Source organism: Rhodococcus sp. OAS809 (assembly GCF_040546695.1).
Taxonomy (GTDB): domain Bacteria; phylum Actinomycetota; class Actinomycetes; order Mycobacteriales; family Mycobacteriaceae; genus Rhodococcus_F; species Rhodococcus_F qingshengii.
This window is the reverse complement of record NZ_JBEPOI010000002.1, coordinates 1,283,292-1,307,151: the sequence shown is the minus strand read 5'-3', so window position 1 is coordinate 1,307,151 and position 23,860 is coordinate 1,283,292. Positions and strand designations below refer to the sequence as shown.

The 23,860-nt window shown below is 63.5% G+C and carries 11 protein-coding genes and 1 tRNA gene; 8 read left to right on the top strand and 4 right to left on the bottom strand.

Features of this window, described 5'->3' with window-relative positions; genetic code table 11:
• Positions 1-33 precede the first annotated feature (33 nt).
• The 7 genes from ABIE52_RS08955 to ABIE52_RS08925 all read left to right on the top strand — a co-directional run bounded on the left by ABIE52_RS08955 (position 34) and on the right by ABIE52_RS08925 (position 18,745).
• Entirely contained in the window at positions 34-1,698 is a 1,665-nt protein-coding gene (locus ABIE52_RS08955) for a (2,3-dihydroxybenzoyl)adenylate synthase (protein WP_042450693.1), read from the top strand.
• 36 nt (positions 1,699-1,734) lie between these two features.
• Complete coding sequence (locus tag ABIE52_RS08950; RefSeq protein WP_003942132.1) at positions 1,735-2,382, top strand: isochorismatase family protein; 648 nt, start codon at positions 1,735-1,737, stop codon at positions 2,380-2,382.
• 47 nt (positions 2,383-2,429) lie between these two features.
• The gene (locus ABIE52_RS08945) at positions 2,430-2,882 is read left to right on the top strand and encodes a flavodoxin family protein (RefSeq protein ID WP_003942217.1); all 453 of its coding nucleotides are present in this window, start codon (positions 2,430-2,432) and stop codon (positions 2,880-2,882) included.
• 207 nt (positions 2,883-3,089) lie between these two features.
• Positions 3,090-15,551, top strand: coding sequence for a non-ribosomal peptide synthetase (locus tag ABIE52_RS08940; protein ID WP_354541479.1), 12,462 nt, complete (start codon positions 3,090-3,092; stop codon positions 15,549-15,551).
• Positions 15,552-15,591: 40 nt separating this feature from the next.
• Positions 15,592-16,605, top strand: coding sequence for a Fe2+-enterobactin ABC transporter substrate-binding protein (locus tag ABIE52_RS08935; RefSeq protein ID WP_003942170.1), 1,014 nt, complete (start codon positions 15,592-15,594; stop codon positions 16,603-16,605).
• Positions 16,602-17,903 (top strand): enterobactin transporter EntS, encoded by a 1,302-nt coding sequence (entS, locus tag ABIE52_RS08930; RefSeq protein ID WP_007735127.1) that lies wholly within the window; start codon positions 16,602-16,604, stop codon positions 17,901-17,903. The genes ABIE52_RS08935 and entS overlap by 4 nt, the downstream gene beginning before the upstream one ends.
• Positions 17,900-18,745 (top strand): siderophore-interacting protein, encoded by an 846-nt coding sequence (locus ABIE52_RS08925; protein WP_047271424.1) that lies wholly within the window; start codon positions 17,900-17,902, stop codon positions 18,743-18,745. Before entS ends, ABIE52_RS08925 begins: the two co-directional genes overlap by 4 nt.
• Here ABIE52_RS08925 and ABIE52_RS08920 read toward each other — a convergent pair.
• A complete protein-coding gene (locus ABIE52_RS08920; protein WP_118607112.1) occupies positions 18,694-20,142 on the bottom strand; it encodes an MFS transporter in 1,449 nt (482 codons plus the stop codon). The genes ABIE52_RS08925 and ABIE52_RS08920 overlap by 52 nt on opposite strands.
• Positions 20,143-20,664: 522 nt before the next feature.
• On the opposite strand from ABIE52_RS08920, the gene ABIE52_RS08915 reads away from it, so the two are divergent.
• On the top strand, positions 20,665-21,075 hold the full coding sequence (locus ABIE52_RS08915; protein WP_030535571.1) for a hypothetical protein: 411 nt from the start codon (positions 20,665-20,667) through the stop codon (positions 21,073-21,075).
• 87 nt (positions 21,076-21,162) lie between these two features.
• Here the strand turns inward: ABIE52_RS08915 and ABIE52_RS08910 are convergent, their stop codons facing one another.
• From ABIE52_RS08910 to ABIE52_RS08900, 3 genes are all read right to left on the bottom strand, one after another.
• Positions 21,163-22,788 carry a hypothetical protein gene (locus tag ABIE52_RS08910; RefSeq protein WP_007735131.1) on the bottom strand — a complete coding sequence of 542 codons (1,626 nt, stop codon included), beginning with the start codon at positions 22,786-22,788 and terminating at the stop codon, positions 21,163-21,165.
• Positions 22,785-23,576, bottom strand: coding sequence for an ABC transporter ATP-binding protein (locus ABIE52_RS08905; RefSeq protein ID WP_019748159.1), 792 nt, complete (start codon positions 23,574-23,576; stop codon positions 22,785-22,787). Before ABIE52_RS08905 ends, ABIE52_RS08910 begins: the two co-directional genes overlap by 4 nt.
• Positions 23,577-23,696: 120 nt before the next feature.
• A tRNA-Cys gene (locus ABIE52_RS08900) sits at positions 23,697-23,767 on the bottom strand.
• Positions 23,768-23,860 lie beyond the last annotated feature (93 nt).

Sequence of the window (23,860 nt, the reverse complement as noted above, 5' to 3'; positions counted from 1 at the left end):
TGCTGACAGTACTTTCGAACAGGAGTCACTTGCATGACCTCGAGGATCGCTCGCGAGCCCTTGGCACCCGTCGCACAGTATCCACCCGATTTGGTGACGTATTATCGGGAACGAGGCTATTGGACTGACGAGACGCTGGCCGGATTCGTCACGGCCGCGGCCGCACGGCATCCCGACAACGAAGCGGTGGTCGGCAGCGATGCCTTTGGCACACAGACACGGCTGACGTATTCCGACCTCGATCGTCGCAGCTCGGCCGTGGCCGGAGGCCTGTCCGGCTTGGGTGTTCGCGCCGGTGACCGGGTGCTTCTGCAGCTGCCGAACATCGTGGAATACGTCGAAGCATTGTTCGGTGTGTTGAAGCTCGGCGCCCTGCCGGTATTCGGGTTGCCGGCGCATCGCCGAACCGAAATCGGATACTTCTGCCAGTTCGCTGATGTCGCTGCCTATATCGTCGCCGACCGTCATGGCGGGTTCGACTACCGCGCGCTGGCGCGTGAGGTGAACGAAGGCCTCGAGACTCCGCCTGTTGTGATCGTGGCCGGTGACCCCGAAGAGTTTGTCGGTTTCGATTCGCTGCGCGGATACGAGGTTCCCGTTCTTGCCGACGTCGATCCGTTGTCGGTCGCCTTTCTTCAGCTTTCCGGTGGCACGACCGGTGTTCCGAAGCTGATTCCGCGAACGCACGCCGACTACCTCTACTCGGTGCGAGCGTCCAACCCGATCTGTGGCGTCGACGACTCGACGCGCATGTTGGTGGTTCTTCCTGCAGCGCATAATTTTCCGATGAGTTCGCCGGGCATCCTGGGCGTTCTCCACGCGGGCGGCTCCGTGGTTCTGGCGCCGGACACCATGCCCTCCACAGCTTTCGGTCTGATCGAATCAGAGCGAGTCACGCACGCTTCCTTGGTTCCACCGATCGCGTTGGCCTGGATGGCCGCCCCCAGTAAGGCAGATCACGATCTGTCGAGCTTGCGGGTTCTCGGCGTCGGCGGAGCGAAGTTCAGCGCCGAAGCCGCTGCACGCGTACCCACGGAGTTGGGCTGCACCCTCCAGCAGGTGTTCGGGATGGCCGAGGGGCTGGTCAACTACACCCGCCTCGACGACACGCAAGAATTGATCGTCAGCACTCAGGGCCGGCCCATTTCACCCGACGACGAGGTTCGTGTGGTCGACGACGAAGGCGCGCTCGTCGCGCCCGGAACCACGGGGCACTTACTGACTCGGGGTCCGTACACGATCCGCGGCTATTACCGGGCGGATGCGCACAATGCCGAGGTCTTCGACGCCGAAGGTTTCTATCGCACCGGCGATCTGGTCAGCGTCACCGATTCAGGACATCTGATAGTCGAGGGACGCGCAAAAGACCAGATCAACCGCGGCGGTGAGAAGGTTGCGGCCGAGGAGATCGAGAACCACCTGCTCTCGCATCCGGCTGTCCACGATGCGGCCGTCGTCGCCGTTCCCGACGAGTACCTGGGCGAACGAACCTGTGCTGTTCTGGTGATTTCCGGAGATGCCCCGACCGTCGGCGAGATCAAGCGATACATACGAGGCCGAGGCGTTGCGGCGTACAAGGTTCCGGATCGAGTGGAGTTCGTGACCGAGTTCCCCGTCACCGGCGTCGGAAAGACCAGCAAGGCGGCCTTGCGCCGTGTTCTCAGCGAATCGATTGCCGCACAGACTCTGTCGAGTTGATCGGTTCCCACCCCCACATTTTCGAGGAGATTCATCATGGCGCTACCCACAGCAGTGCGATACGAGATGCCCACCGAGTTTCCGCAAAATCGGGTCGACTGGACTCTCGATCCTTCCCGAGCGGTGTTGCTTCTGCACGACATGCAGGAATATTTCGTGAACGCGTACGACCGAAGCGTCGACCCGCTCCAAACCGTGGTTCCGAACATCGACCGGCTTCGTTCGTCGGCGCGAGCTGCCGGAATCCCGATCGTCTACACCGCGCAACCCGGTGATCAGGATCCCGAGGAGCGTGCGTTGCTGTCGGATTTCTGGGGACCGGGTCTGAAGGCAGATCCCGCTCACACCGACGTGATCGCCGAGTTGGCTCCGCATTCGGACGACGTGATGCTCACAAAATGGCGCTACAGCGCCTTCATCAAGACGGATCTGCGTGAGCGGCTGCGCGAGAGTGGGCGTGACCAGCTGATCATCACCGGAATCTATGCCCACATCGGTTGCCTGACTACCGCTTTGGACGGGTTCATGCAAGACGTGCAGATCTTCTTCGTGGGCGACGCGGTAGCCGACTTCTCCCTGGACGAGCATGTCGGTGCGCTCGAGTACGCGGCCGGGCGCTGCGCCTCGGTCACCCGAACCGACGACCTGGTCAAGGCGATGAGCGCGGAAACCGTTTCGGCGTAGGCGTGAACGGCGACGGGTGCGCCACCCGTCGCCGTATTGTCAGATGTGTGAAGACTCTGTTGGTGGTTCACCACTCGCCCTCGCCGACAACCCACGAATTGTTGGATGCAGTCCTGGCCGGGGCTCGCGATCCCGAGATCGAGGGCGTCGAGGTGAAGGTGATGCCGGCGTTGGCGGCGACGGTGCCCGACGTCCTCGCTGCTGACGGCTATCTTTTCGGAACCACCGCCAATTTCGGTTACATGTCGGGCGCGCTGAAATACTTCTTCGACACCACGTACTACCAATGCCTCGGCGCGGTTTCGGATCGACCGTACGGCCTGTGGGTTCACGGCAACAACGACACTGCCGGTGCAGTGTCCTCGGTGCGCAAACTCGCCACCGGGCTCGGATTGGTCGCGGTGGCGGATCCGCTCGAAGTGACTGTGAGCGTGGACAAATCTGTCCGCGATGGTTGTTATGAACTGGGCGGAACCGTCGCGGCAACGCTGATGGACTAGCCTTCACTTTCTCGTTTCGATTCACGAAAGAGACTGTCCCGCAAGCGGTTGTAGAAGCGCGTGTCCTCTGATTGACGCGTCGGGAGCCGTCGGTTCTCGGGTCACCGGCGAGGCGGATTCCCCGATTCATTGACATTTAGTTTAGGCTACCCAAAACGACGTTAGGTCACCCTTGGGTGACGTGTGTCCACAGACGAGGGGATCAGTGTGAGCGTTCTTCCAGGTTCGAACTCCGGAGCGGCGAGCGAAGCTACGTTTGCTCTCACAGGAGCTCAACTCGGGATTTGGAACGCACAGAGGCTTGATCCCGAATCTCGGAGCTACCTCGTCGGTGAGGTGCTCGAAATCTCGGGCGACGAACCGATCGACACCGAACTGCTGACAGCCGCCATCACGGCGACGATCGGTGAAGCCGAAACCATGCGGCTGCGGATGATCGAGACGGCGGACGGCCCGCGTCAGTACATCTCCGACGAGCCGGTTGGCATCATCCCGATCACCGACGTCCGTGACGAGCGCGATCCCGTAGCCGTGGCGCACGCACTGGTCGACGCCGAGCGCAGCCGGGCGTCCGAGTACTGCCGCCTGATGGTGGAGCGTCCGCTGTACACCTACTCGCTGATCAGGCTCTCCGATCGCGAGATCTGGTGCATCCAGCTCTATCACCACCTGATCGTCGACGGATACAGCGCAGCAATGATTTCGCGCCGAGTCGCCGCGCACTACACGGCCGCGAAGAAGGGAACCGAGGTCGCGCCAACGCGATTCGGTTCTATGACAGATCTGGTCAGCGAGGACGAGGCGTACCGGGCTGGCGAGCAGTTCGCGGAAGATCGTGACTACTGGCGTGATGTCCTGACGCCGTTGCCCGCGTTGGACGGACGCGGCCAGCAGGTCACCGGTCCGGCGGAACGAACGATCCAGGTTCGCGAGATCATTACCGCCGACGCCCTCAACCGCCTCAAAGACGTGGCAGACGCGACGGGAACAACGTGGGCCGAGGCACTGATCGCCTGCTACGGCGCGTTTCTCCACCGACTGCTCGGCGAGACGGATGTTGTCATCGCGATGCCACTCATGGCGCGCGTAGGTCGCACGGCACTCAAGACGCCGGCCATGGCAGTCAACGTTCTGCCTCTCCGGTTGACGATTCGCAGCCACGATCGACTCGGTGACCTGAGCAAGCAGGTGGCCGCCACGATGAAAAGCCTGCGCGCACACCAGCGCTACCGCGGTGAGAATCTTGCTCGGGACCTGGGCGTCGCCGGAACCGGCGCACTGCTTCACGGGATCGGAATCAATCTCAAGGCTTTCGACTTCGCCCTCGATTTCGCCGGCGCTGTGGGTGTACTGCGAAACGTCGCCGGGGGACCGCCGGAGGACCTGGGTTTGACGGTGACGCCCATTGCGGACGGCGAAGTTCTACTCGGATTCGAAGTGGACGCGCGTACCAATACTCGGGAATCGGTTCAGCGTCGCCTCGCCGGTTTCGTCAGCATCGTCAACGCGATGGTCGGGGAGGGAGATCCTGCCGTCGGTCAGGTGGAGATGATGCCTGCGGCCGAAGCCGCGCGGATTCTCGCCGGCCGCGAAACTGCACTGCTGCCCGGCTCGGTCGAACTCGTTCCCGACGTGTTCGACCGCATCGTTGTCGAGCACGCGGATGACACAGTCCTCGTGTGCGGTGACGAACGTTTGACAGGCGCAGAACTCGGTGGCCGCGTCCACAAGCTCGCCCGGTTGCTTCGGGCCCGCGATGTCGGCCCGGACGACATTGTCGGACTTGCGCTTCCGCGTACTTCCGAGATGGTGGTGGCTCTGCTCGCGACATTGAACGCGGGCGCAGCGTACGTGGCCCTGGATCCGCAGCACCCGGCCGAGCGGTTGCGAGATCTGATCGACGACGCGCAGCCGAAGGTCGTGATCACCACTTCCACTCTGGCCGAGCAACTCGTCGGAGGTTCTCGGCCCGACCCCCTCGTCCTCGATTCCGACGCAGTCCGCGAAGAACTCCGTGCCAATTCCGAGCTTCCACTCGAACTCGGTGAACTGGCGACAGCACGGCATGGTGATCACCTGGCGTATGTCATCTACACCTCGGGATCGACAGGCAAGCCCAAGGGTGTGCTGGTCAGAGGCGGTGGATTGGCGCACCTGCTTCACCACCATCGCGCCACCATCTACCGGGACACCACCGAGCGCGTCGGGAACCGCCAACTGCACACCGCGCACACAGCGTCGTTCGCCTTCGATGCGTCTCTCGATCAACTGTTGTGGCTGCTGTGTGGTCATCGGGTGCACGTATACGACGAGGAACTGCAGAAGGACGCGGTCGCTCTGGTCGCGGCGTTCGAGCGAGATTGCGTCGACGTGGTCGACACGACGCCGTCGATGGCGGCAGCGATGGTGGACAACGGGTTGCTGCGTACGCAGCGGTTGCAGCTCCTCGTCGTGGGTGGCGAGGCGGCACCGCCCGCACTGTGGGACGCGATCATCGAATCCGGTGTTCCGGCTCGAAACCTGTACGGCCCCACAGAAACGACGGTCGACGCGATCGCGACCACGGTCGAAGGTGCCGGACCGCGTATCGGGTACCCGCTCGCGGGTACCCGTGCGTACCTGCTCGACAGCGCGCTCGAGCCGGTCGCCGACGGTGAACGAGGTGAGCTCTACCTGGCGGGACCGCAATTGGCCAGGGGCTACCTCGGCCGCGCCGGCGCGACCTCCGAGCGTTTTGTCGCAGATCCTTTCGGGGCTCCGGGAGATCTGATGTACCGCGCCGGGGACGTGGCGCGGTGGGTGCCGGGGCGGGGCTACGACTTCATCGGTCGCAGCGACAAGCAGGTGAAGATTCGCGGACATCGAGTCGAGTTGAGCGAGGTCGAGGCTGTTCTCGGATCGGTACCCCGAATCGGCGCGGCTGCTGCGTTGATCCGCACGGATGGGGGACGGCCCAGCCTCGTCGGCTACGTTGTAGCCGCCGCCGGCGCGACGCTTCCGCCGCAGGAAGAATTGCGCCGTGACCTCGCCGGTCGCGTACCGGATCATCTGGTTCCCGCCGCAATCGTCGTTCTGGACGAACTGCCCGTCACGGTGAACGGAAAGCTCGATCGTGCGGCACTACCTGCCCCGGCTGCCGAATCGGCAGGGCGCGCCGCATCCACACCGCGCGAGGAAATCCTCTGTGACGTGGTGGCCGAGGTGCTCGGCCGCGAACGCGTCGGCGTGGACGAGGACTTCTTCGGCCTCGGTGGTGACAGCATCACGGCGATCAGTGTCAGCAGTCGACTGCGGGTGCGCGGACTGATCGTTGCTCCCAAAGAACTACTGGCACAGCGAGATCTGGGAACCATCGCCGCTGCGGCACGTGAGATTGCCGATGACGCCGACGCCGTAGCCTCGGTTGCGGACGTGGCGACCGGCACCGTGATCGCCCCGCCGATCGTTCGAGCACTGATCGACAAGAATCCGACAGACGAGGCAATCGCGGGCTACGCGCAGTGGACCGCAGTGCGCATCGACGACAGCCTTTCACTGGGTGACCTGCAGTCCGGCGTGCAGACGATCCTCGATCACCATGACGCTCTACGCCTGCTCCTGCGCCGTGACAACGACAGCGGCACTACCGAATTGATCGTCCGGGACCCCGGCGCGGTGCGCAGCGAGGGACTCGTTCGAGAGGTGTCCGACACCTCCGAGCCGTCCCGGATCAGAGACCTCGCGGAGGCGTCGGCGGCGGGTCTCGACCCACGTGCCGGTGAACTCCTGCGAGTCGTACTGGTCAATACCGAGGCCGGACGACCCGACCAATTGATCGTCGTGGCTCACCATTTGATCGTCGACGGTGTGTCCTGGCGAATTCTGCTTCCAGACCTCCACGAAGCCACCGATGCTGCACGCGAGCGTAGGTCGGCCCGGTTGGCTGCAGGCGGAAGTTCGTGGCGTCGATACGCAGGGTTGCTCGCGGAATTCGGGGCCTCTGGCAGCAGGGCGTCAGAGCTCGAGTACTGGAAGTCTGCGTCGGTACAGGCGGACGACGAGCCGATCGGCAGTCGTCGTCTCGACCCGAAGATCGACGTGACCGCAACCGCCTCTCGCACGACAACCATTGCGCCCCCGGCCGTCACCGACGCGCTGTTGACCACGCTTCCGGCGGCGTATCGAGCCAAGGCCGACGAAGTGCTTCTCTCGGGTTTGATGCTTGCCTTGCGCTCATGGCAGCACGGCCGCGGCCTCATCGGGCTGCCCGCGCAGACAGTTACCGTCGAAGGTCATGGCCGCGACGCGCTCACCAGCGACACCGACTTCGCCGGAACCATCGGGTGGTTCACCAGTGAGTTCCCCGTCCGGGTTCCCACCGATGCACTGCTCACCGCAGACGATCTTGCCGACGCACTGAGCGGCGGAGCAGCTGCGGGGCATCTCCTTCGTGCGGTGAAGGAGGCAAAACGCGCCGTACCCGGAGGCGGAGTCGGCTATGGAGTTCTGCGGCATCTGGATCCCGACACCGCACCTGACCTTTCCGCGTGCGCTACACCCGAACTGCTGCTCAACTATCTGGGCCGCTTCCCGTCCTTGCCCGGAACCGGATGGCGATTGCCGGAGCAGGATCCATTCGCGGTCATCGAGCCGGCGACGAAGGTTATGTCGGAAGTGCTGGCGCTCAACGCATTTGTCCGAGAGGACGACTCGACGACGCTGGCAGTCGAATGGACTGCGGCGGGTTCAGTGCTCGACGGCGCGACGATCGTCGAGCTGCAAGAGCATTGGGAACGTGCGCTCGCTGCCCTGACCGCGCATGCCGCGCTCTTCGAGGGTGGTTTGACGCCTTCCGATTGCTCGGCGACGATCTTCGGCCAGGGCGCGGTGGTCGATCAGGCAGGGATCAACGAACTCGAAGCCGTCCACGGACCGCTTGCCGACGTCCTTCCGCTCTCGCCGCTACAAGAAGGTCTCCTGTTCCATGCGGTCCGTGACGGAGCCGCAGACGTCTACACGCTCACTGCACGCTTCGACCTCTCCGGGCCACTGGACGAGGCGAAGTTGGCCGACGCGTTCGAGACCGTGATCGACAGGCACCCGAACCTTCGCGCAGCTTTTCACTACGAGCAGTTCGAACGGCCCGTTCAGATCATTCCGCGCGGCGCAAAAGTCGAGTGGCGTTCGGTCGATCTGACCTCCGTTCCAGCTGACACTGCATTCCGCTCTGCAGATCAGCTCGAGGACGAGGCCGCCAAGCATGTCTTCGACGTCAGTACACCGCCTCTGCTGCGTGCACTACTGGTTCGGCTGCCCGGCGGGGTGCACCGTTTGGTCCTCAACGCGCACCACCTGCTCACCGACGGTTGGTCGACTCCGATCGTCCTGCGCGAGCTGATGAACGTCTACCACGACGGCGACAGCCGCCTCCCTGCGCCGACGCCGTATCGCGACTACTTGGCATGGATCGCCGGCCGTGATCAGGACTCTGCCCGCGCAGCGTGGAGCGAGCGTTTGCGTGGGCTCACCGCGCCGACTCTCGTTGCCGATGCCGGAGCGCCGCGAAGTGTGCCCGTCGCGCTCGAGGTTCCTCTCGCGACATCGGACGCCGAAGCGCTGATCGAACTCGGCCGTGCGCGAGCGCTGACGGTCAACACCCTGGTTCAGGGTGCGTGGGCAGCAGCGCTCGCCGAAGCGACAGGACAGTGGGACGTCGTGTTCGGGGCCACGGTGTCCGGCCGACCTGCCGAACTCTCGGGGGTGGAGGGAATGGTCGGGTTGTTCAGCAACACGATTCCGGCCCGCCTCGACATCGTCGCGGACCGGCCTTTGCTCGATCAGTTCGTCGATCTCCAGAATGCCCAATTCGACATCGTGGACGTCGAACACACCAGTTTGGCCGAGATCGAACGCATCGCCGGAATCGGGCAACTGTTCGACACGCTCCTGGTGTTCGAGAACTTCCCGAACTCCGGTGCAGGACAGCCTGCATCGCACACACTGCGGGTCGAGGGATTCACCAACCGCGGAGTCACGCACTATCCGATGACGTTGATGGCGCCGCCGAGCACCGGTCTGGATCTGGTTCTGTACCACGATCCGGCAGTTGTCTCCGACGCCACGGCGGAGCGAATGGTCACACGGCTCGCGGAGATCCTGCGTGGGTTGCTGACCGAGCCGACAGCTCCCGCATCCGCGGTGCTCACGGTAGTCCGACAGGCAGCGTCCGTTGCCGATGCGGTGTCTGCCGCGAAAAATGTCGCTGTCACGAAAAAGGTGGCCGCGTCCGATCCTGCGATCGATGTCGATCCCGCGGTCGTGGATGCAGTGTGCGCCTGTGTCGCAACGGTGTTGGAGATTCCCGACGTCGATCCGGGCGACAATTTCTTCACTCTCGGCGGTCACTCGCTCACTGCGATGCGGTTGGTGGGAAGCCTGCGCAAGCTGGGAATTCGCGTCGTCGTCTCGGATGTCTTCGACACCCCGACCCCCCTCGGTCTTGCCGTGGCCGCACGCGTCGATCGGACGAAGTTCTCGCCGGATTCGGTCGTTGGCGTCGATCGACCCGTCGTGACCGTGGCGACGTTCCGCGCCCCGGCGGTGGCGGGAAATCCTGATCACGAGCGGTACTGGGTTCGCACGCTCGCGGACCTGCCCCTCGAAACGGACCTTCCGTATGACCGCCCGCGCGGCGAAGAGTACCGCCCGCACACCTACCTCCGTCAGCTACGCGATGCCCGGTTCGGTGACGAACCAGGATTCGACGCGGTGCTGTTGGCCGCCGTGGCGGCGACGCTGAACAGCTTCGGCGGTGGTCGGGACCTTGCGGTCGGACTGGTCTCGGAAGGGACTGACACCCTGATTCGGGTCGACCTGTCCGGTCGGCCTAGAATTGCCGATGTCGTTCGGCGAGTCGAAAACGCTGTCTCCGAGGCACTTGCGCATTCCGATGTCAGCCTCGACCGAATCGCCGATCTACTCGGGCGTCCGACGAGCAGCCTGTTCGCTGCCCGTGTCGGTCACTCGCCCGGAAAGAGCGTCGACCTCGAATTCGTCCGAACCGCAACAGAACTTCGATTGACGGTTGATGCCGGGCTGTTCGACGCCGCGACTGCGGACGCATTGCTCGACGGTGTGATCGCGGTCCTCGGTCACGAAATCAGCACTGTCGTCGCGGATCTGCGACTGGCGGAAAACAAGCCGGATCGCGACCCGGGCCGACGCGCGACGCCGCCGTCGGGGATCTCGCAGTTGTTCGCTCGACACGTCAGCCGCCACCCCGACGACATCGCGGTGATCTCCGGCGAGGTCGGAATTACCTACGGGGAACTGTCGGCGCGCGTCGACGAGCTGGCCCGCGAACTTCTCGCGGTCGGCGCCGGACCCGAGAAGGTAGTCGCCGTCGCGCTGGATCGAAATGCGGATCTGGTGGCCGGACTGCTCGCGGTACTGCGCATCGGCGCTGCGTACCTGCCACTCGACGTCGATTACCCGACTGAGCGGCTCGAGTTCATGATCGAGGACGCGGCTCCGGTGTGTGTCCTGACCAGTATCGACAGCGCCGGGCAACTTCCGTTGACGGTCGCCACGTGTGTCTTCGTGGACGGTGAGTTCACCAACTCGGGTGTCGTGCTTCCTCCGCCGCCCGCGGCGGGTGATCACCTCGCCTACATGATCCACACCTCCGGTTCGACGGGTCGCCCCAAGGGCGTGATGGTCTCGACGGGCAACCTCGCAGCCTTCGCGGACACGGTACTCGAGGATTGCTGGATCAGGCCGGGCGATCGCATCGTCGCGGTGACAACGGTGTCGTTCGACATCGCGGCACTGGAGTTGCTGTGCCCGCTCGCGGCGGGCGCGACTGTCGTGATCGCAGACCGCAGGACGGTTCGCGATCCGGATGCGTTGTCGGCGTTGATCATCGCAAGCGATGCGACAGTGATGCAGGCAACGCCCGCGCTGTGGCGAGTGGTCACCGAACACGAGAACGCAGTCGGACTCGCCATGGTGCGAGCCCTGGTGGGAGGGGAAGCCCTCCCGCAGGATCTGGCCGACGATCTGGTGGCCAACGCTGCTTCGGTCCGGAATGTCTATGGACCCACCGAGGCCACGGTGTGGGCGACATCTTCGGTCATCACGACCGGCGACCGAGTCACGATCGGTCAGCCCTGGACCGATGTGCACGTGCGAATCCTCGACGACGACCTGCGTGAGGTTCCGGAAGGCGTTGCGGGCGAGCTGTATCTGGGCGGTGCGCAGGTGGTCCGCGGATACCTGAACCGCCCCGATCTGACCGTCGCTCGGTTCGTCGCCGATCCTTCTCTGCCGGGGGCACGCCTCTACCGCACCGGCGATCTGGTCCGACGCCGGCGAGGGGTTTTGCACTTCCTTCGTCGTGCGGACGATCAGGTGAAGGTTCGCGGTTTCCGCATCGAGCTCGGCGAAGTCGAAGGCGCGCTCGGATCGGTGGCAGGTGTGTTCCGCGCGGCAGCCACCGTTCGCGTCGATGCGGCGGGTACCGGAAGTTTGCACGGGTATGTGGTTCCCGAAGGTGCAACCACGCTCGATTCGGTACTGGTGCGCAAGGAGATTGCGCGGCTCCTACCCGAACACATGGTGCCGCAGACCATCACGGTGCTCGAGGCACTACCACTCACCCTCAACGGGAAGGTGGACCGGAAGGCATTGCCCGACACCGCGCCGGATCGCGTGCAGAGTCCGCTCGTGGCCGTCGATGCGGATCGTCGGGCACGGCTCGAGTCGCTGAGCCCGGGCTGGCAGGACGTGCTGCCACTCGGTCCCTTGCAGGAAGGCATGTACTTCCAGTCGGTTCTCGACGGCGCCGGCGGCACGGATGTCTATCACATGCAGCCGCGATTCGAGTTCTCCGCCGATGCCGCCGTCGACGTTCGCTCAATCCGAGCAGCGGGGGATGCGCTCTTGCGGCGCTATCCGAACCTGCGGGCCGGCTTCACACACGCCGGTTTCGACGCTCCGGTGCAGTTCGTGCCCAGGGCAGCCGAAATGCCTTTCCGCGAAATCGATCTGAGCGCAGTCGCACCCGACGACTTGGATATCGAGGTCCGCGCCGTCGACGAGGCTGAATTCGGCAGGCTGTTCGACTTGAGTGCGCCGCCACTCATTCGAATGGTGTTGGTCTGGTTGCCAGGTGGGGGAGCGCACCTCGTCTTCACTCAGCACCACCTGCTGACCGACGGTTGGTCGCAGACCTTGATGTACGCGGAGTTGTTTGCGCTCTACGAGTTTGCTCGCACACACGGCACGGACCCGGTTGGACTCGACGGCGCGCTCGACAAGCCTGCGGACTTCCGTGATCACCTGCGATGGATCGCCGAAGCGGATCGCACGGACGCCATCTCGTCCTGGAAGGACTACCTCGCGGATCTCGAGCAACCCACATTCGTGGGTGGTACGGGATCAGGCGGGCGCGCTCCGTTGCCGGTGTTCACCCGGGTTCAGCTCGAACAGAGCATCACCGAGCACGTACGCGAGCTGGCCAGACGTAGCGGAGTGACGCTGTCCACCGTGGTTTCTGCGGCGTGGGGCCTGGCATTGCGCGCCGTGACGGGCCGTGACGACGTGGTCTTCGGATCGACGGTTTCGGGACGTTCACCTGAGGTCGAGGGCGCCGACCGAATGGTGGGCTTGGCGCTCAACACCATTCCCGTGCGTGTCCGGGTCCGGCCAGGCGAGGAGATCTCGGCGTTGCTCGGACGCCTGTTCCGTGAACAAGGTTCGCTGCTGGGGCATCACCATCTCGGGCTCGGCGACGTGCAGCGAAGTGCAGGGTTCGCCACGCTCTTCGACACGCTCTACGTTTTCCGCAACACCCCTCGCGACGAACAGGCACGTCGAGACACGTTCGGTCGCAGTGGAATCGTCGGGTTCGATGCGGTGGACGGCACGCACTATGCGCTCACGCTCGACGTGGATCCGGGTGTCGGGGACGCGGCGATGGCGCTCACACTCGAAAACCGTCCTGACCTGATTCCGCACGACGTGGCTCAGGACATCCTGTCCCGCACCATCACGATTCTCGAAGTGATGGCGAATTCCGATACCGCCACGGTGGCGGACACGGCGGTTCCGCTTTCGCGCACCCCCGCGGAATTCGCTTCGAAGTACGTCGTGATGCCACGGCCGGACCAGGCCGGCGGTAGCGTGGACGCACTACTGCGCGAAAGGGCAGCGGCAACTCCGGACGAGACGGCGCTGGTCTTCGGAGACGTCACACTGAGCGCAGCCGAGATGAACTCTCGGGTGGACAGACTGGCACGGATACTCGCTTCGGCGCTGGGGCAGTCGGTACCAGGCGGGGGACCGACCCGTGTTGTCGCGCTCGCGCTTCCGCGTACTGCCGATCACGTCGTCGCGATCTTCGCCGTCATGAGAACCGGAGCGGCCTACCTTCCCTTGGATCTGGCTCACCCACCGGCACGCCTGCGCGAACTCATCCTCGACAGCGATGCGGCGCTGGTAGTCACCGCGACTCGGACGCGTGACCTCGTTGTTCCCGATGGACAGGCATGTCTGGTACTCGACGACCCGGACGTGGCCGGGGTACTCGACGGGCAGTCTTCGGCACCAGTTGTCGACGAGGCCGCGGTCTGCGGGCCGACCTCACCGGACCAGCCTGCCTACGTCATCTACACCTCGGGCAGTACCGGAAGACCCAAGGGCGTCGTGGTGGGTCACCGCGGGTTGACGACGATGTATCACAATCACAAGGCCGAGATATTCACTCCGACCGAAAACAGTGTGGGTGGCCGACGTCTGCGCATCGCGCATACGGTCTCGTTCTCGTTCGACATGTCGTGGGAGGAACTGTTCTGGTTGCTCGCGGGGCACGAAGTTCACGTGATCGACGAGCAGGCGCGACTGGACCCCGCGTCTCTGGTGAAGCATTACCGCGAAGTCGGTATCGACGTCGTGAATGTAACCCCCTCGTATGCACGGGAACTGATGGCCGCCGGTCTCCTCGACGGTGAGCGGACGCCGGTGTTGGTGATGCTCGGCGGAGAAGCTGTACCTGCCGAGTTGTGGTCGCGATTGCGCGATCAGGACGGTGTCGACGGGTACGACCTTTACGGGCCGACGGAGTTCACGATCAACGCGATGGGATCCCCGGTTCAGGGGAGCGAGACACCCTGCTTGGGTCGTCCGATTCTGAACGCGTCTGCGCGGGTACTCGATTCGGGTCTGCGGGAGGTACCGATCGGAGCGGCGGGCGAGCTGTACATGTCCGGAGACGGAACGGCGATGGGTTACCTTCACCGGACCGCGTTGACCTCCGCTGTGTTCGTTGCTGATCCCTACTCCGTCGGCAAGCGCATGTACCGCACGGGTGACGTTGTACTGCGTCGCCGCGACGGCGAACTCGAATATCTGGGTCGCGCAGACCATCAGGTCAAGATCCGAGGCATTCGGATCGAATTGGGTGAAGTCGAATCCGCGCTGGCGTCGTTGCCGGGAGTGTTGCGAGCGGCAGCGTCAGTCCGTAGCGAAGGCGGTGCGCCGCCGCGACTGGTCGGCTACGTCATCGAAGAACCCGGCGCTGATCCAGTCGATCTGCGAGCTGCGTTGCGGGAACGCGTACCGGCACACCTGGTTCCGTCGGACATCGTCGTCGTGGATTCGATCCCGTTGACGCCCAACGGAAAACTGGACCGCGGTGCGTTGCCGGCACCCCCCGCCCGAGCAGCGGCCCGAGCACCGCGAACCGAGATGGAAAGGCAACTGTGCCAGGTCTTTGCGCGGGTACTCGGCGTCGAGGCAGTCGATCCCGAAGAGAGTTTCTTCGATCTCGGCGGCGACTCGCTTCGAGCTATGCGACTGGTGGGGGAGATGGAGCACGACCTGTCGGTGAGCGTCGGTGTGGGAACGCTGATGGCCCGTCCGACAGTTGCAGAACTTGCAGTACACCTTGACGAGTCGGCGTCCGAAATCGATCTGAGTCGCGATCGCCTCCTGACACTGCGAGCCGAAGGCAGCGGAGAACCACTGTTCTGCGTGCATCCGGCCGGTGGATTCGCTTGGCCCTTTGCGCCTTTGACCGGTGTTCTCGAGGCCGACCGTCCACTGTTCGGCCTGCAACTGCCCACAGTTGCCGGGGAGCCACTCGAACCGACGAACGTGGACCAACTGGCAGCGATGTACGTCGACACGATTCGCGGCGTGCAACCGAGCGGGCCGTACCACCTGCTCGGCTACTCGTTCGGTGGCAACGTCGTTGCCGCGATGGCGGCTCAGCTGGTCGATATCGGCGAGACAGTGGAGTTCGCCGGTCTGATCGATACTCATCCACTGGGAGATCGTGACGATCGCGGTCGCGACGATGCCGACGACCGAGATCTGGCCGCCGCCCTGCCACCCGAGATCCTCACTCAGGCACCGGGACTGGTCGACGCAGTTCGGGCGGGTTTTGATGCCACTCGTTTGCTCGTGGCCAGCTCGACCGACACAACCTACGACGGACCGGTTACTCTGATCACCGCCGACGCCGAGGCGTCCGGACAGCTGCTGGCTGATCGCTGGCGCGCAGTCCGCGGGGACCAGGACATGGCAGTACACCATCTGCCGTACGACCACGCCGGTTTGGTGACCCCAGCCGGGTGGGCGGCGATTGCCCCGCTGCTCGACAGCTATTTGTCGAAACGCACGGCCACATAGTTCGAAAACCACACAGTTGAAACACAATGGGAGCTCAATGATGAAGTCCACACCGCCCCTCGCGATACGGAGTTGGCGACGATTCGTCGCCATCGCAGGGTTGCTGATCGTCGCACTCGTGGCGATGATCGGTTGCAGTAGCGATTCGAACGACGAACCGACCAAGGCTGCAGAGCCCACGACCCGCGTGATCGAGACCGAGAAGGGCTCGGTCACCGTGCCCGCGTCGGCGGAGCGCATCGTGGTTCTGAGCGGCGGTCTCGCCGGATACCTGTACGCCCTGGACGCACCGGTGGTTGCCACCGATACCCGCGTCCTCGGTGTCACGAACCTCGACGGTGGATTCCCGCCGGCTTGGGCGGACGCCGCAAAGGCGCAGGGCACCAAGGAATTGCCGGCCGGCGAGCAGCTCAACATCGAAGCCGTCGCGGCGGCTGAGCCCGACCTGATCATCGGCGGTGGCCAGGGAATCACCTCCGTTCAGTCCGAGGAACTCTACGATCAGCTCACTGCTATCGCACCCACCGTCTTGGTCCCCAAGACGGTCGCCGCGTGGGACAAGCAGCTCGAAATCGTCGCCGACGCGGCGGGCCGTTCCGACCAGGTTCCGGCGCTGATGAGCGCATACGAGGACAAGGTCAAAGAGGTCAAGGGCAAGATCAAGGTTCCCGAGGGCAACGTCGTCTACTTCCTCTCGGTCTCGAGCAACAAGCCGTACCTCGTTCCGCCGACGGCCGCGCTGCCCGCGATGCTCGCCGAGCTCGGTTTCAAGGCCGACGACGTCATGGCCAAGGCCGGCAACCCGCAGCTCTTCGGCTCGGGTGACTCGTTCGAGGTCAGCCCGGAACTGCTCTCGCAGGTCGCCGATGCTCCTGTCGCCTTTGTGATTCCGGTGTCCGGTCGCCCGATGGCCGAACTTGCCACCGATCCGCTTTACTCGCAGTTGCCGTCCTTCAAGGCAGGCACGACGTTCGAGCTCCCCGCCAGCAGCTACCGTCCTGACTACGACGGCGCAATGGCTACCCTCGACCTGATCGGCCAGACCTTCGCATGACTCGATTCGGTGGGCTGGTGATCGATGTTTCACCCTTGCGGACCAGCCGTCCCTTCAGGTACGCCTTTTCCGCGCGATTGATCTCGCTGCTCGGGATCGGACTGCTCGTCGTAGCCGTCCCCGCGCAGACGTACCAGCTCACCGGCTCGACCTTGCAGGTTGCCGGAGTGTCCACGGCGATGGCCATCGCCATGTTCTTCGGCAGCCTGTTCGGCGGCGTGCTCGCTGACCGTTACGATCGGCGACGCACCATCCAGTTGGCCCGCAGTGCTGCGGGTCTCGGCTTTGTCATTCTCGGGTGCAATGCGCTCTTGCCACACCCGTCGATGTGGGTCATCTACGTCGCGGCAGCTGTCGACGGCTTGGCCGGCGGTGTCAGCAGCTCGGCCTTGATGGCTTTGATGCCGACGTTGTTGCCGCGCAACAAGATGGCTGCGGCCGGCGCTTTGGTAGCGCTGACCACCGACATCGGGACGATGATCTCGCCGGCAATCGCCGGCGTGATCATCGCCTCCGGCGGCATTCCCGCGACATACTTTGTTGCTGCGGTGGCCACCGCAGCAACTGTCACGTTGTTCCAAGCCATCGGCCCTTCTCCTGCACCGGGCACGAATCACGAAAGCCCGATGCGCGCGCTGGTGACCGGCGTGAAATTCGCCGGCACGCACACAGTCATTCGCGGCATCCTTATCAGCGGTCTGTTGGTCATGTTCGTCAGCGGGCCGATGGTGTTGCTGCCTGCCTTCGTCGACCAGGTCCTCGGCGGCGGACCCACCATGCTCGGTCTGCTCTACGGCGCCCCCGCTGTCGGCGCTGTGGTCGGTTCCCTCACCAGCGGTTGGACCGGACGAGTCCACCGCAACGGCGCCGCGATGTTGATCTCTGTTGCGCTGATGCCTCTCGGCCTGGTGGTACTGGGTGCGTCGGGAGCAGCGATTGTCGCGTTCCTGGGCCTGGCCGGATTCGGCCTCGGCCGCGCACTCAACGACATTCTGAGATTTGCAGTCCTTCAACAGAACACTCCGGACGAATTGCGCGGACGCGTGTCCAGTCTGTGGATGGTGCAAGCCGTCACGGGTACGGCGATCGGTTCGATGGCAGCCGGGTTCCTCGGGCAGTGGCTCGAGCCTGGCGCCGCGCTACTGGTCTTGGGGCTCGCCGGTGTGACACTGGGCCTGGTGCTCCTGGCAGCATTGGGTTCGGTGCGCCGGGTAACTTCGGAGATCAACGAAGTCGATCTCTCCGAAAACACTGTGCCGGTGGGGAATGCTCCGCCGGAAAAGGAAGGTAGTTCATGAACCGAGGAGACCACCTCGCGACCATCGCCGAAGTTCTGGCGGGAACCACCGGCGCAAAAGTGCCGTACCCCATCGGCATTCGCGAACTCGAAGTTGTTCGCAGCGAAATGGTCGGGACCGGACTGTTGCGTCTGACCTTGGGTGGACCGGAGTTGGCGGGCTTCGAATCGCACGCTCCCGACGAGCATGTTCGCCTGGTCTACCCGGATGCAGACGGAACTTTACGTCTACCCGAACGCGACGGATTCAGCCTGAAGTGGCCTCGTCCATTGCCGATCTCGCGTGAGTACACCGTCCGTCGATACGACGCCGAGGCGGGGGAGCTGGACCTCGATTTCGCGCTCCACGAAGGTGGGTACGCCTCTGATTGGGCTCAGGCGGCGACCGTCGGCACTCGGGTGCACGTGGCAGGTCCGCCCGGTGGCGTCGTGGTTCCGTGGACGTACGACCGCTATCTGCTGGCCGGTGACATCACCGCCCTTCCTGCCATTGCTCGTTGGCTCGAGATGATGCCCGCTGCTGCCGCCGGGTGGGTGTTCGTCGAGATCACCGACCCTTCACAGGAAATCGAACTCACTGTTCCGGAAGGCGTCGAGGTGCGATGGCTGCACCGCGGTGACGTCCCAGCCGGTCACTCGGATCTGCTCGAGCAGGCAGTACGGACGGTCACCGTGCCCGAGGGCGAGCGTGTCTACGCCTGGATCTCCGGTGAGGCCACCAGTCTCAAGCCGATTCGCAGATTCGTGCGCGACGAACTCGGCCTGAGTTCGGGCGACCACCTGATCACGGGCTACTGGAAGCGCGGAGTCGCAGACTTCGACGAGGACGACGACGACCACTGAACATCGGTTGATGCCGGTTTCGGCATCGTCACCGCGACAACGAGTCCGACAATCGCAACGATTGCCGCCACTCCGAAAGCTGTGGCGAATGCCGAGTGCTGGGGAAGGCCGCCGGATGAAGTCGCGCTCGCGATGATCCCGGCGGCAATTTGGGTTCCCACAGCAGAACCCAGCGATCTGGCGATCGTGACTATTGCCGTCGTGACACCTACGCGGTCTGCCGGTGCGCTGTCGGCGGAGATGACGAACACTGCCGTCGACGCGGCGGCAACGCCGGTACCCGCAAGGATCAGCACCACAACGATCTGCCACATCGTGGTTGCAAAGACCCCGACGGCGCCGCTCAGGCCGAGGAAGGCAACTCCCGCTACCGCAATGGCTTTCGTGCCGACCCGTTGTGCGAGCTTTCCGGAAATCACCGACGCGATCACCGCTGCGCCGTAACCGATGCACAGCAGGATTCCGATGGCACTTGTCGATGCACCGCGGCCGAATCCGCTCTCTGCCGGCACGGCGAGTTGTTGCGGAAGTAGATAGACAACAGCGCCGTAAGTGAACCCGAAAACCACGCCGACGACCACGGCGCTCCACATCGAACGATGCCGCATCATCGTCAGGTCGACCATCGGCTCGGTTGTCCGGCTCTGATACTTGGCCCAGATCGCGAACACGGCAGCGGAAGCGAGAAGCAGCAGCATCGACGTCGGTGCGCCCCACCCGTTGCTCGATGCGCTCGCCAGCCACGCCGTCAGCGTCAACAATCCCAGAGCCAATCCGCCCGCTCCCGGCCAATCGAGTCGGCCGCCGACGTTCGACATGTGATCTCGTGGTGTGCTCACGGCAAAAGCAATTGCGCCGAGCAAAACGAACGCGGTCGGAACTGCATACATCGCGGTGCGTGAGACGTTTTCCGCGACGGGCCCGGCCAATACGACTCCCAGAGCGCCGCCGGCCACTACGACAGCCCCGAGTAAACCCGTGGCCGTCTTCAGTCGGTCCGAGGACAAAGTGCGTCGTAGGACCACGAAGCTCACGGGAAGCAACCCGAGCCCGAATCCCTGGAGAAATTGGCCGAGGACGAACAGCGGGAAGATCGTTGCGAGAGCGGACACGCTGCCGCCCAGGACAACGATTGTCGTGATCGCGAGCAAGGTGGGGCGGGCGCCGTACACGTCGGCTATTCGCCCGGCCATCGGCGTGACGAGGACAGTGCTCAACGTCAGAGCGACGGATGCGAGCGCTCCGACGTCGGCCGTCACTCCGAAGTCTCTCTGTATCAGGGGGAGTGCGGGGACGATGATGCTTTCGAGCGCGGCCACGGCAGCGATCAGCAGGGTCAGGCTTGCGATAGTTGCTACCGGTCGCGGCTGATTGCCGGAGACGCTCTCTGTGGTCATCGTGCTCTCTTTCGATCGGGGAGTGAGGAGCTTATGGACGCGACGAAACGCCGCCCCTCCAAGAGCCCGGAAGGGTTGTGGCACTGGATATATCGGGCTGTGAAGTAGACCGTCTCTTTATTTCGTTACGCGTACCGTTATTGTGGAGAAATGTAATCGGATTCAGCGCACAAAGCAAGAGTCGGATGGGGTGGAAATGGTGCCATGTATCGCCAGATCGCAACGGGCAGACTTTTGCTGCTACCGTCGGTCGGTGTCAGGTGATGTGACGATGGGGCTCATTTCTCGATGAGCATGACGCTGGTCACCAAAATGCTTCTCCGAGCAGGGAGTTCATCTGCCGGACACATCCAAGGTCCCCGTTTGAATGCCGGGTTTGTTAGCTTTCTGCCTGTGACGCGACGTCACGGAAAGTTCACGAATCACGGAGGATCATCATGGGTTCTATTTCAACGATCATCGGAATCTTCGAGCTCTACAAGCTTCTCGAGCCGCTGCTGAGCTCGCTGAGCTGATTCAGGTGTGATTTCGCTGTTGAGCCGGGGCGCCGAGGGACTCGGCTCGACAGCGGATCTCGAGGATCCGGCGCGATCAGGACCCGTGGAACGGATGTCGGCACCGGCAGAATTCCATCGCTCCGGTGTAGTGGTCCATCACCAGGATTTCTGCACACCGAGCGGGCTGCGGTGCGAACCTGAGGCAGCGCTCGATCCAGCCGCGCTCCAGCGAAGGGGCGGGGTGCGCGCAGTTCCCGCATCGGCCGGGACGTTCGGCGACACGTACGGAACCGTAGTGCTCCGGGGGCATGCCAAACATCTTGGTGGTGCGATGTTTCCAGGGCAATGGTTCGGCTCGAGCGGAAGCTATGTCACGAAAGCCCGGCGGCGATATGCGAGGACCGAACCCGTTGAGCTGCGCTACCTGGATCCCTGATAATCCGATTGCCCAGACTGAGTTTTTTGGTGCAAGTTGCGGCTACTGCGCTGACGCCCAGAAATTCTCGGACTATCTGGGCAACGATCATGTGGTGGTAACCGCGAACAGAATCCGATCCGGCTCGCGTTGCATACGGGTGATCGCGACGCGGCCCCCGATCCAAGCACCAAGTGCACCAATCGCAACAGCGACAGGGATGGCGAAATAGTTCACCGGGTTCGGTAGCAGCGCCCCGAGTAGAACGCCGGGCGCCGTTGTCGCGGCGAAGATGACGATGGCGAGGATGATCAGTCCGAAGGACGAGCCGTTGAAGGACCCGCGGGTGTTGAAGGAGAACGTCTTCTTCATCTCCGGAACCGGGTAGGGCGCTTTGGCGGATATCGCCACTACCAATCCTGCACCGACTCCCATCATCGAAATGCCGACGGCGATCGGCACGGCCAGTCGGTCGGTCCCGAGGTCCCCGAAGATCCGTACAGCAGCTGTTGCGACGACCACGAAGGGTGTCATCACGATTGCCCACGCGATTTGTCGGCCCCGGACGTCAGCGGCAGCGGCTTCGGGGATCATCACCAGATGCCAGATCGATGCGCCGTCGAATCCGTACAGATTCGATCCGGCTGCCATTGCCAGGTAGATCAGGAACCAGGCACCCCATGCGGCGGAGAAGGGGATCGATGACGAGATCAGCGGTCCGAAGCCGGAGACCAAGGTCATGATGGCAACGGAGAGCAGTTGTGTTCGTCGGCGCATGTCTCCGTGCCAGAGCGAAAGCTCGCGAGAGATGACGGTGCCCAGTCGGGATGCGCGCCAACCGGTTCGAATGTCGCGGCCCTGGTTCTTCAATTGCACGGAAGTGGCGCCCGCTGATTCTGCGACCTTCCCGTTGAAGTAGCGAACGACCAGGCGTTGCCATGACCACAGCAGTGCGAGATCGACCAGCACCAGGGCGAGGACTGCTCCGGCGGCGAGGAGCCAGGCGCCTCCTGCTGCTGCGTCGACACTGGTGATTCCCCACGCGAACGGGATCGAATGCGCGATCGTGAGCGGCCACGTGACGTCGCCGTCCACGACCGTGCCGAGGCGACTCTGCAGCGGAAATTGCAGCAGATACAGTCCGCCGAAGAACGTGCCGAATGCCAACAGTCCCAGTTCGCGGCTGCGACGACTCCGCAGGAGCTGCGACATCGCCAGCATCGCGACCCGTGAGGTGCCGACAATGAGCAGGACCGTTGCGGGCCAAGCGATAATGGCCAATGGCAGTGCGGCAGGGTGGTGTGTAGCGGCATAAATTGGAATCGCTGCTGCAGCCAACGCGGTAATCGGCACGGTCATACCGACCAGCGACGTCGAGAACAGTGCTCTGGCGAGTCGGACGGGTTCCAGGGGGAGTAGTTGGAAATGTCTGGGGTGAAGATTGTCATCTGACAGACCAGACATGATCGGCATCAAGATCCACATCACGGCGATAGCCGAAAGTGCGAGACTGGTTGTGCCGCTGACGAGATCGGGAGAAACACCGTTCTTTCCCGAAGCTCGTAGGCACAGTAGCGCTGCCCCCAGAACCCCGAACAACGCTGCAATGACCTTGATTACAGCTCTTCCACCGGTGAACTGACGTTTGTAGAGGGTCATGCGCATGCGGAGAACAGTGCGCCACACAGAGACCGACGGGTTCCAGCGTGTCGGTGAAAAGCTGGTGGTGGTCATGCGCGCATCCATGACAGTCCGTCGGGATTGGGACTGCGGCTACCGACAAGGCGAACGAATGCCTCGTCGAGAGTGTTGCCTGCGCGCACCTCGTCGACCGTTCCTGAAGCCACGACGCGACCGTCTGCGATGACTCCGATGTGAGTACACAGTTGTTCGACAAGGGCCATCACGTGACTGGAAAGAATGACCGAGCCACCTGAGTGGACGAACGAGAGCAGAATGCTCCGAATTCCGGCCGAAGAAATGGGGTCGACAGCTTCGAACGGCTCATCCAGTACCAGTAAGCGAGGGCCGTGCAACAAGGCCGAGGCCAACCCGATTTTCTTCGTCATGCCCGCTGAATAATCGGCGATGACCGTTCCACCTGCATCGGCGAGATCGAGCGCGGCCAACAGTTCGTCGCGTCGTGACGCGATGACGTCCTCTGGCATACCGCGCAGGCGTCCGAAATAGGTGAGTAGTTCATGGCCGGTGAACTGGGCGGGTAGCGCCAGACCGTCGGGTAGGACGCCGAGCAGACTCTTCGCTGCGACAGGGTCGTTCCACACGTCGTAGCCGTACACCAGGCTGCGACCGTAGTGCGGGCGAAGCAATCCGACAGCCATCGACAGTGTGGTCGTTTTTCCCGCACCATTCGGCCCAACCAGACCGAACAACGAACCTGAGGGCACCGCAAGGGAAAGGTCGTTCACAGCAACTTTCGCGCCGAACGCCATGCAGAGGTGTTCCACTTGCAAAGCCATCGGTCCGGGAGGTAGCTGTCCTGTCTCGGGGAGAGGGTGCATCGATCGAGGGTAACTGTCCGGAGCCATGTGCGCGGAGACGGAGCGGAGCGATGCAGGCTGCGTGCACCGAATGTCATTCCTAGGTGAGGGTTGCGACATGAGTCGCTGGTTCGCAAGGGGAGCGGATGGCAGGAGTCGAACCTGCGTGGACGGTTTTGCAGACCGCTGCCTTGCCGCTCGGCCACACCCGCATTGATCCAATTATGTTCGTAGTGAACAACAGTCGCCACCATTGTGATCAGGGTGAGTTGATCGCCGTGTGACGGATCGCAGGGGGTGCGGGG

Excerpts from the sequence above, each read along its gene's own strand:
- entS (WP_007735127.1), top strand. The coding sequence starts at position 16,602 with ATGACTCGATTCGGTGGGCTGGTGATCGATGTTTCACCCTTGCGGACC.
- ABIE52_RS08905 (WP_019748159.1), bottom strand. The coding sequence starts at position 23,576 with ATGCACCCTCTCCCCGAGACAGGACAGCTACCTCCCGGACCGATGGCT.
- ABIE52_RS08935 (WP_003942170.1), top strand. The coding sequence starts at position 15,592 with ATGAAGTCCACACCGCCCCTCGCGATACGGAGTTGGCGACGATTCGTC.
- ABIE52_RS08925 (WP_047271424.1), top strand. The coding sequence starts at position 17,900 with ATGAACCGAGGAGACCACCTCGCGACCATCGCCGAAGTTCTGGCGGGA.
- ABIE52_RS08910 (WP_007735131.1), bottom strand. The coding sequence starts at position 22,788 with ATGACCACCACCAGCTTTTCACCGACACGCTGGAACCCGTCGGTCTCT.
- ABIE52_RS08920 (WP_118607112.1), bottom strand. The coding sequence starts at position 20,142 with ATGACCACAGAGAGCGTCTCCGGCAATCAGCCGCGACCGGTAGCAACT.
- ABIE52_RS08955 (WP_042450693.1), top strand. The coding sequence starts at position 34 with ATGACCTCGAGGATCGCTCGCGAGCCCTTGGCACCCGTCGCACAGTAT.
- ABIE52_RS08950 (WP_003942132.1), top strand. The coding sequence starts at position 1,735 with ATGGCGCTACCCACAGCAGTGCGATACGAGATGCCCACCGAGTTTCCG.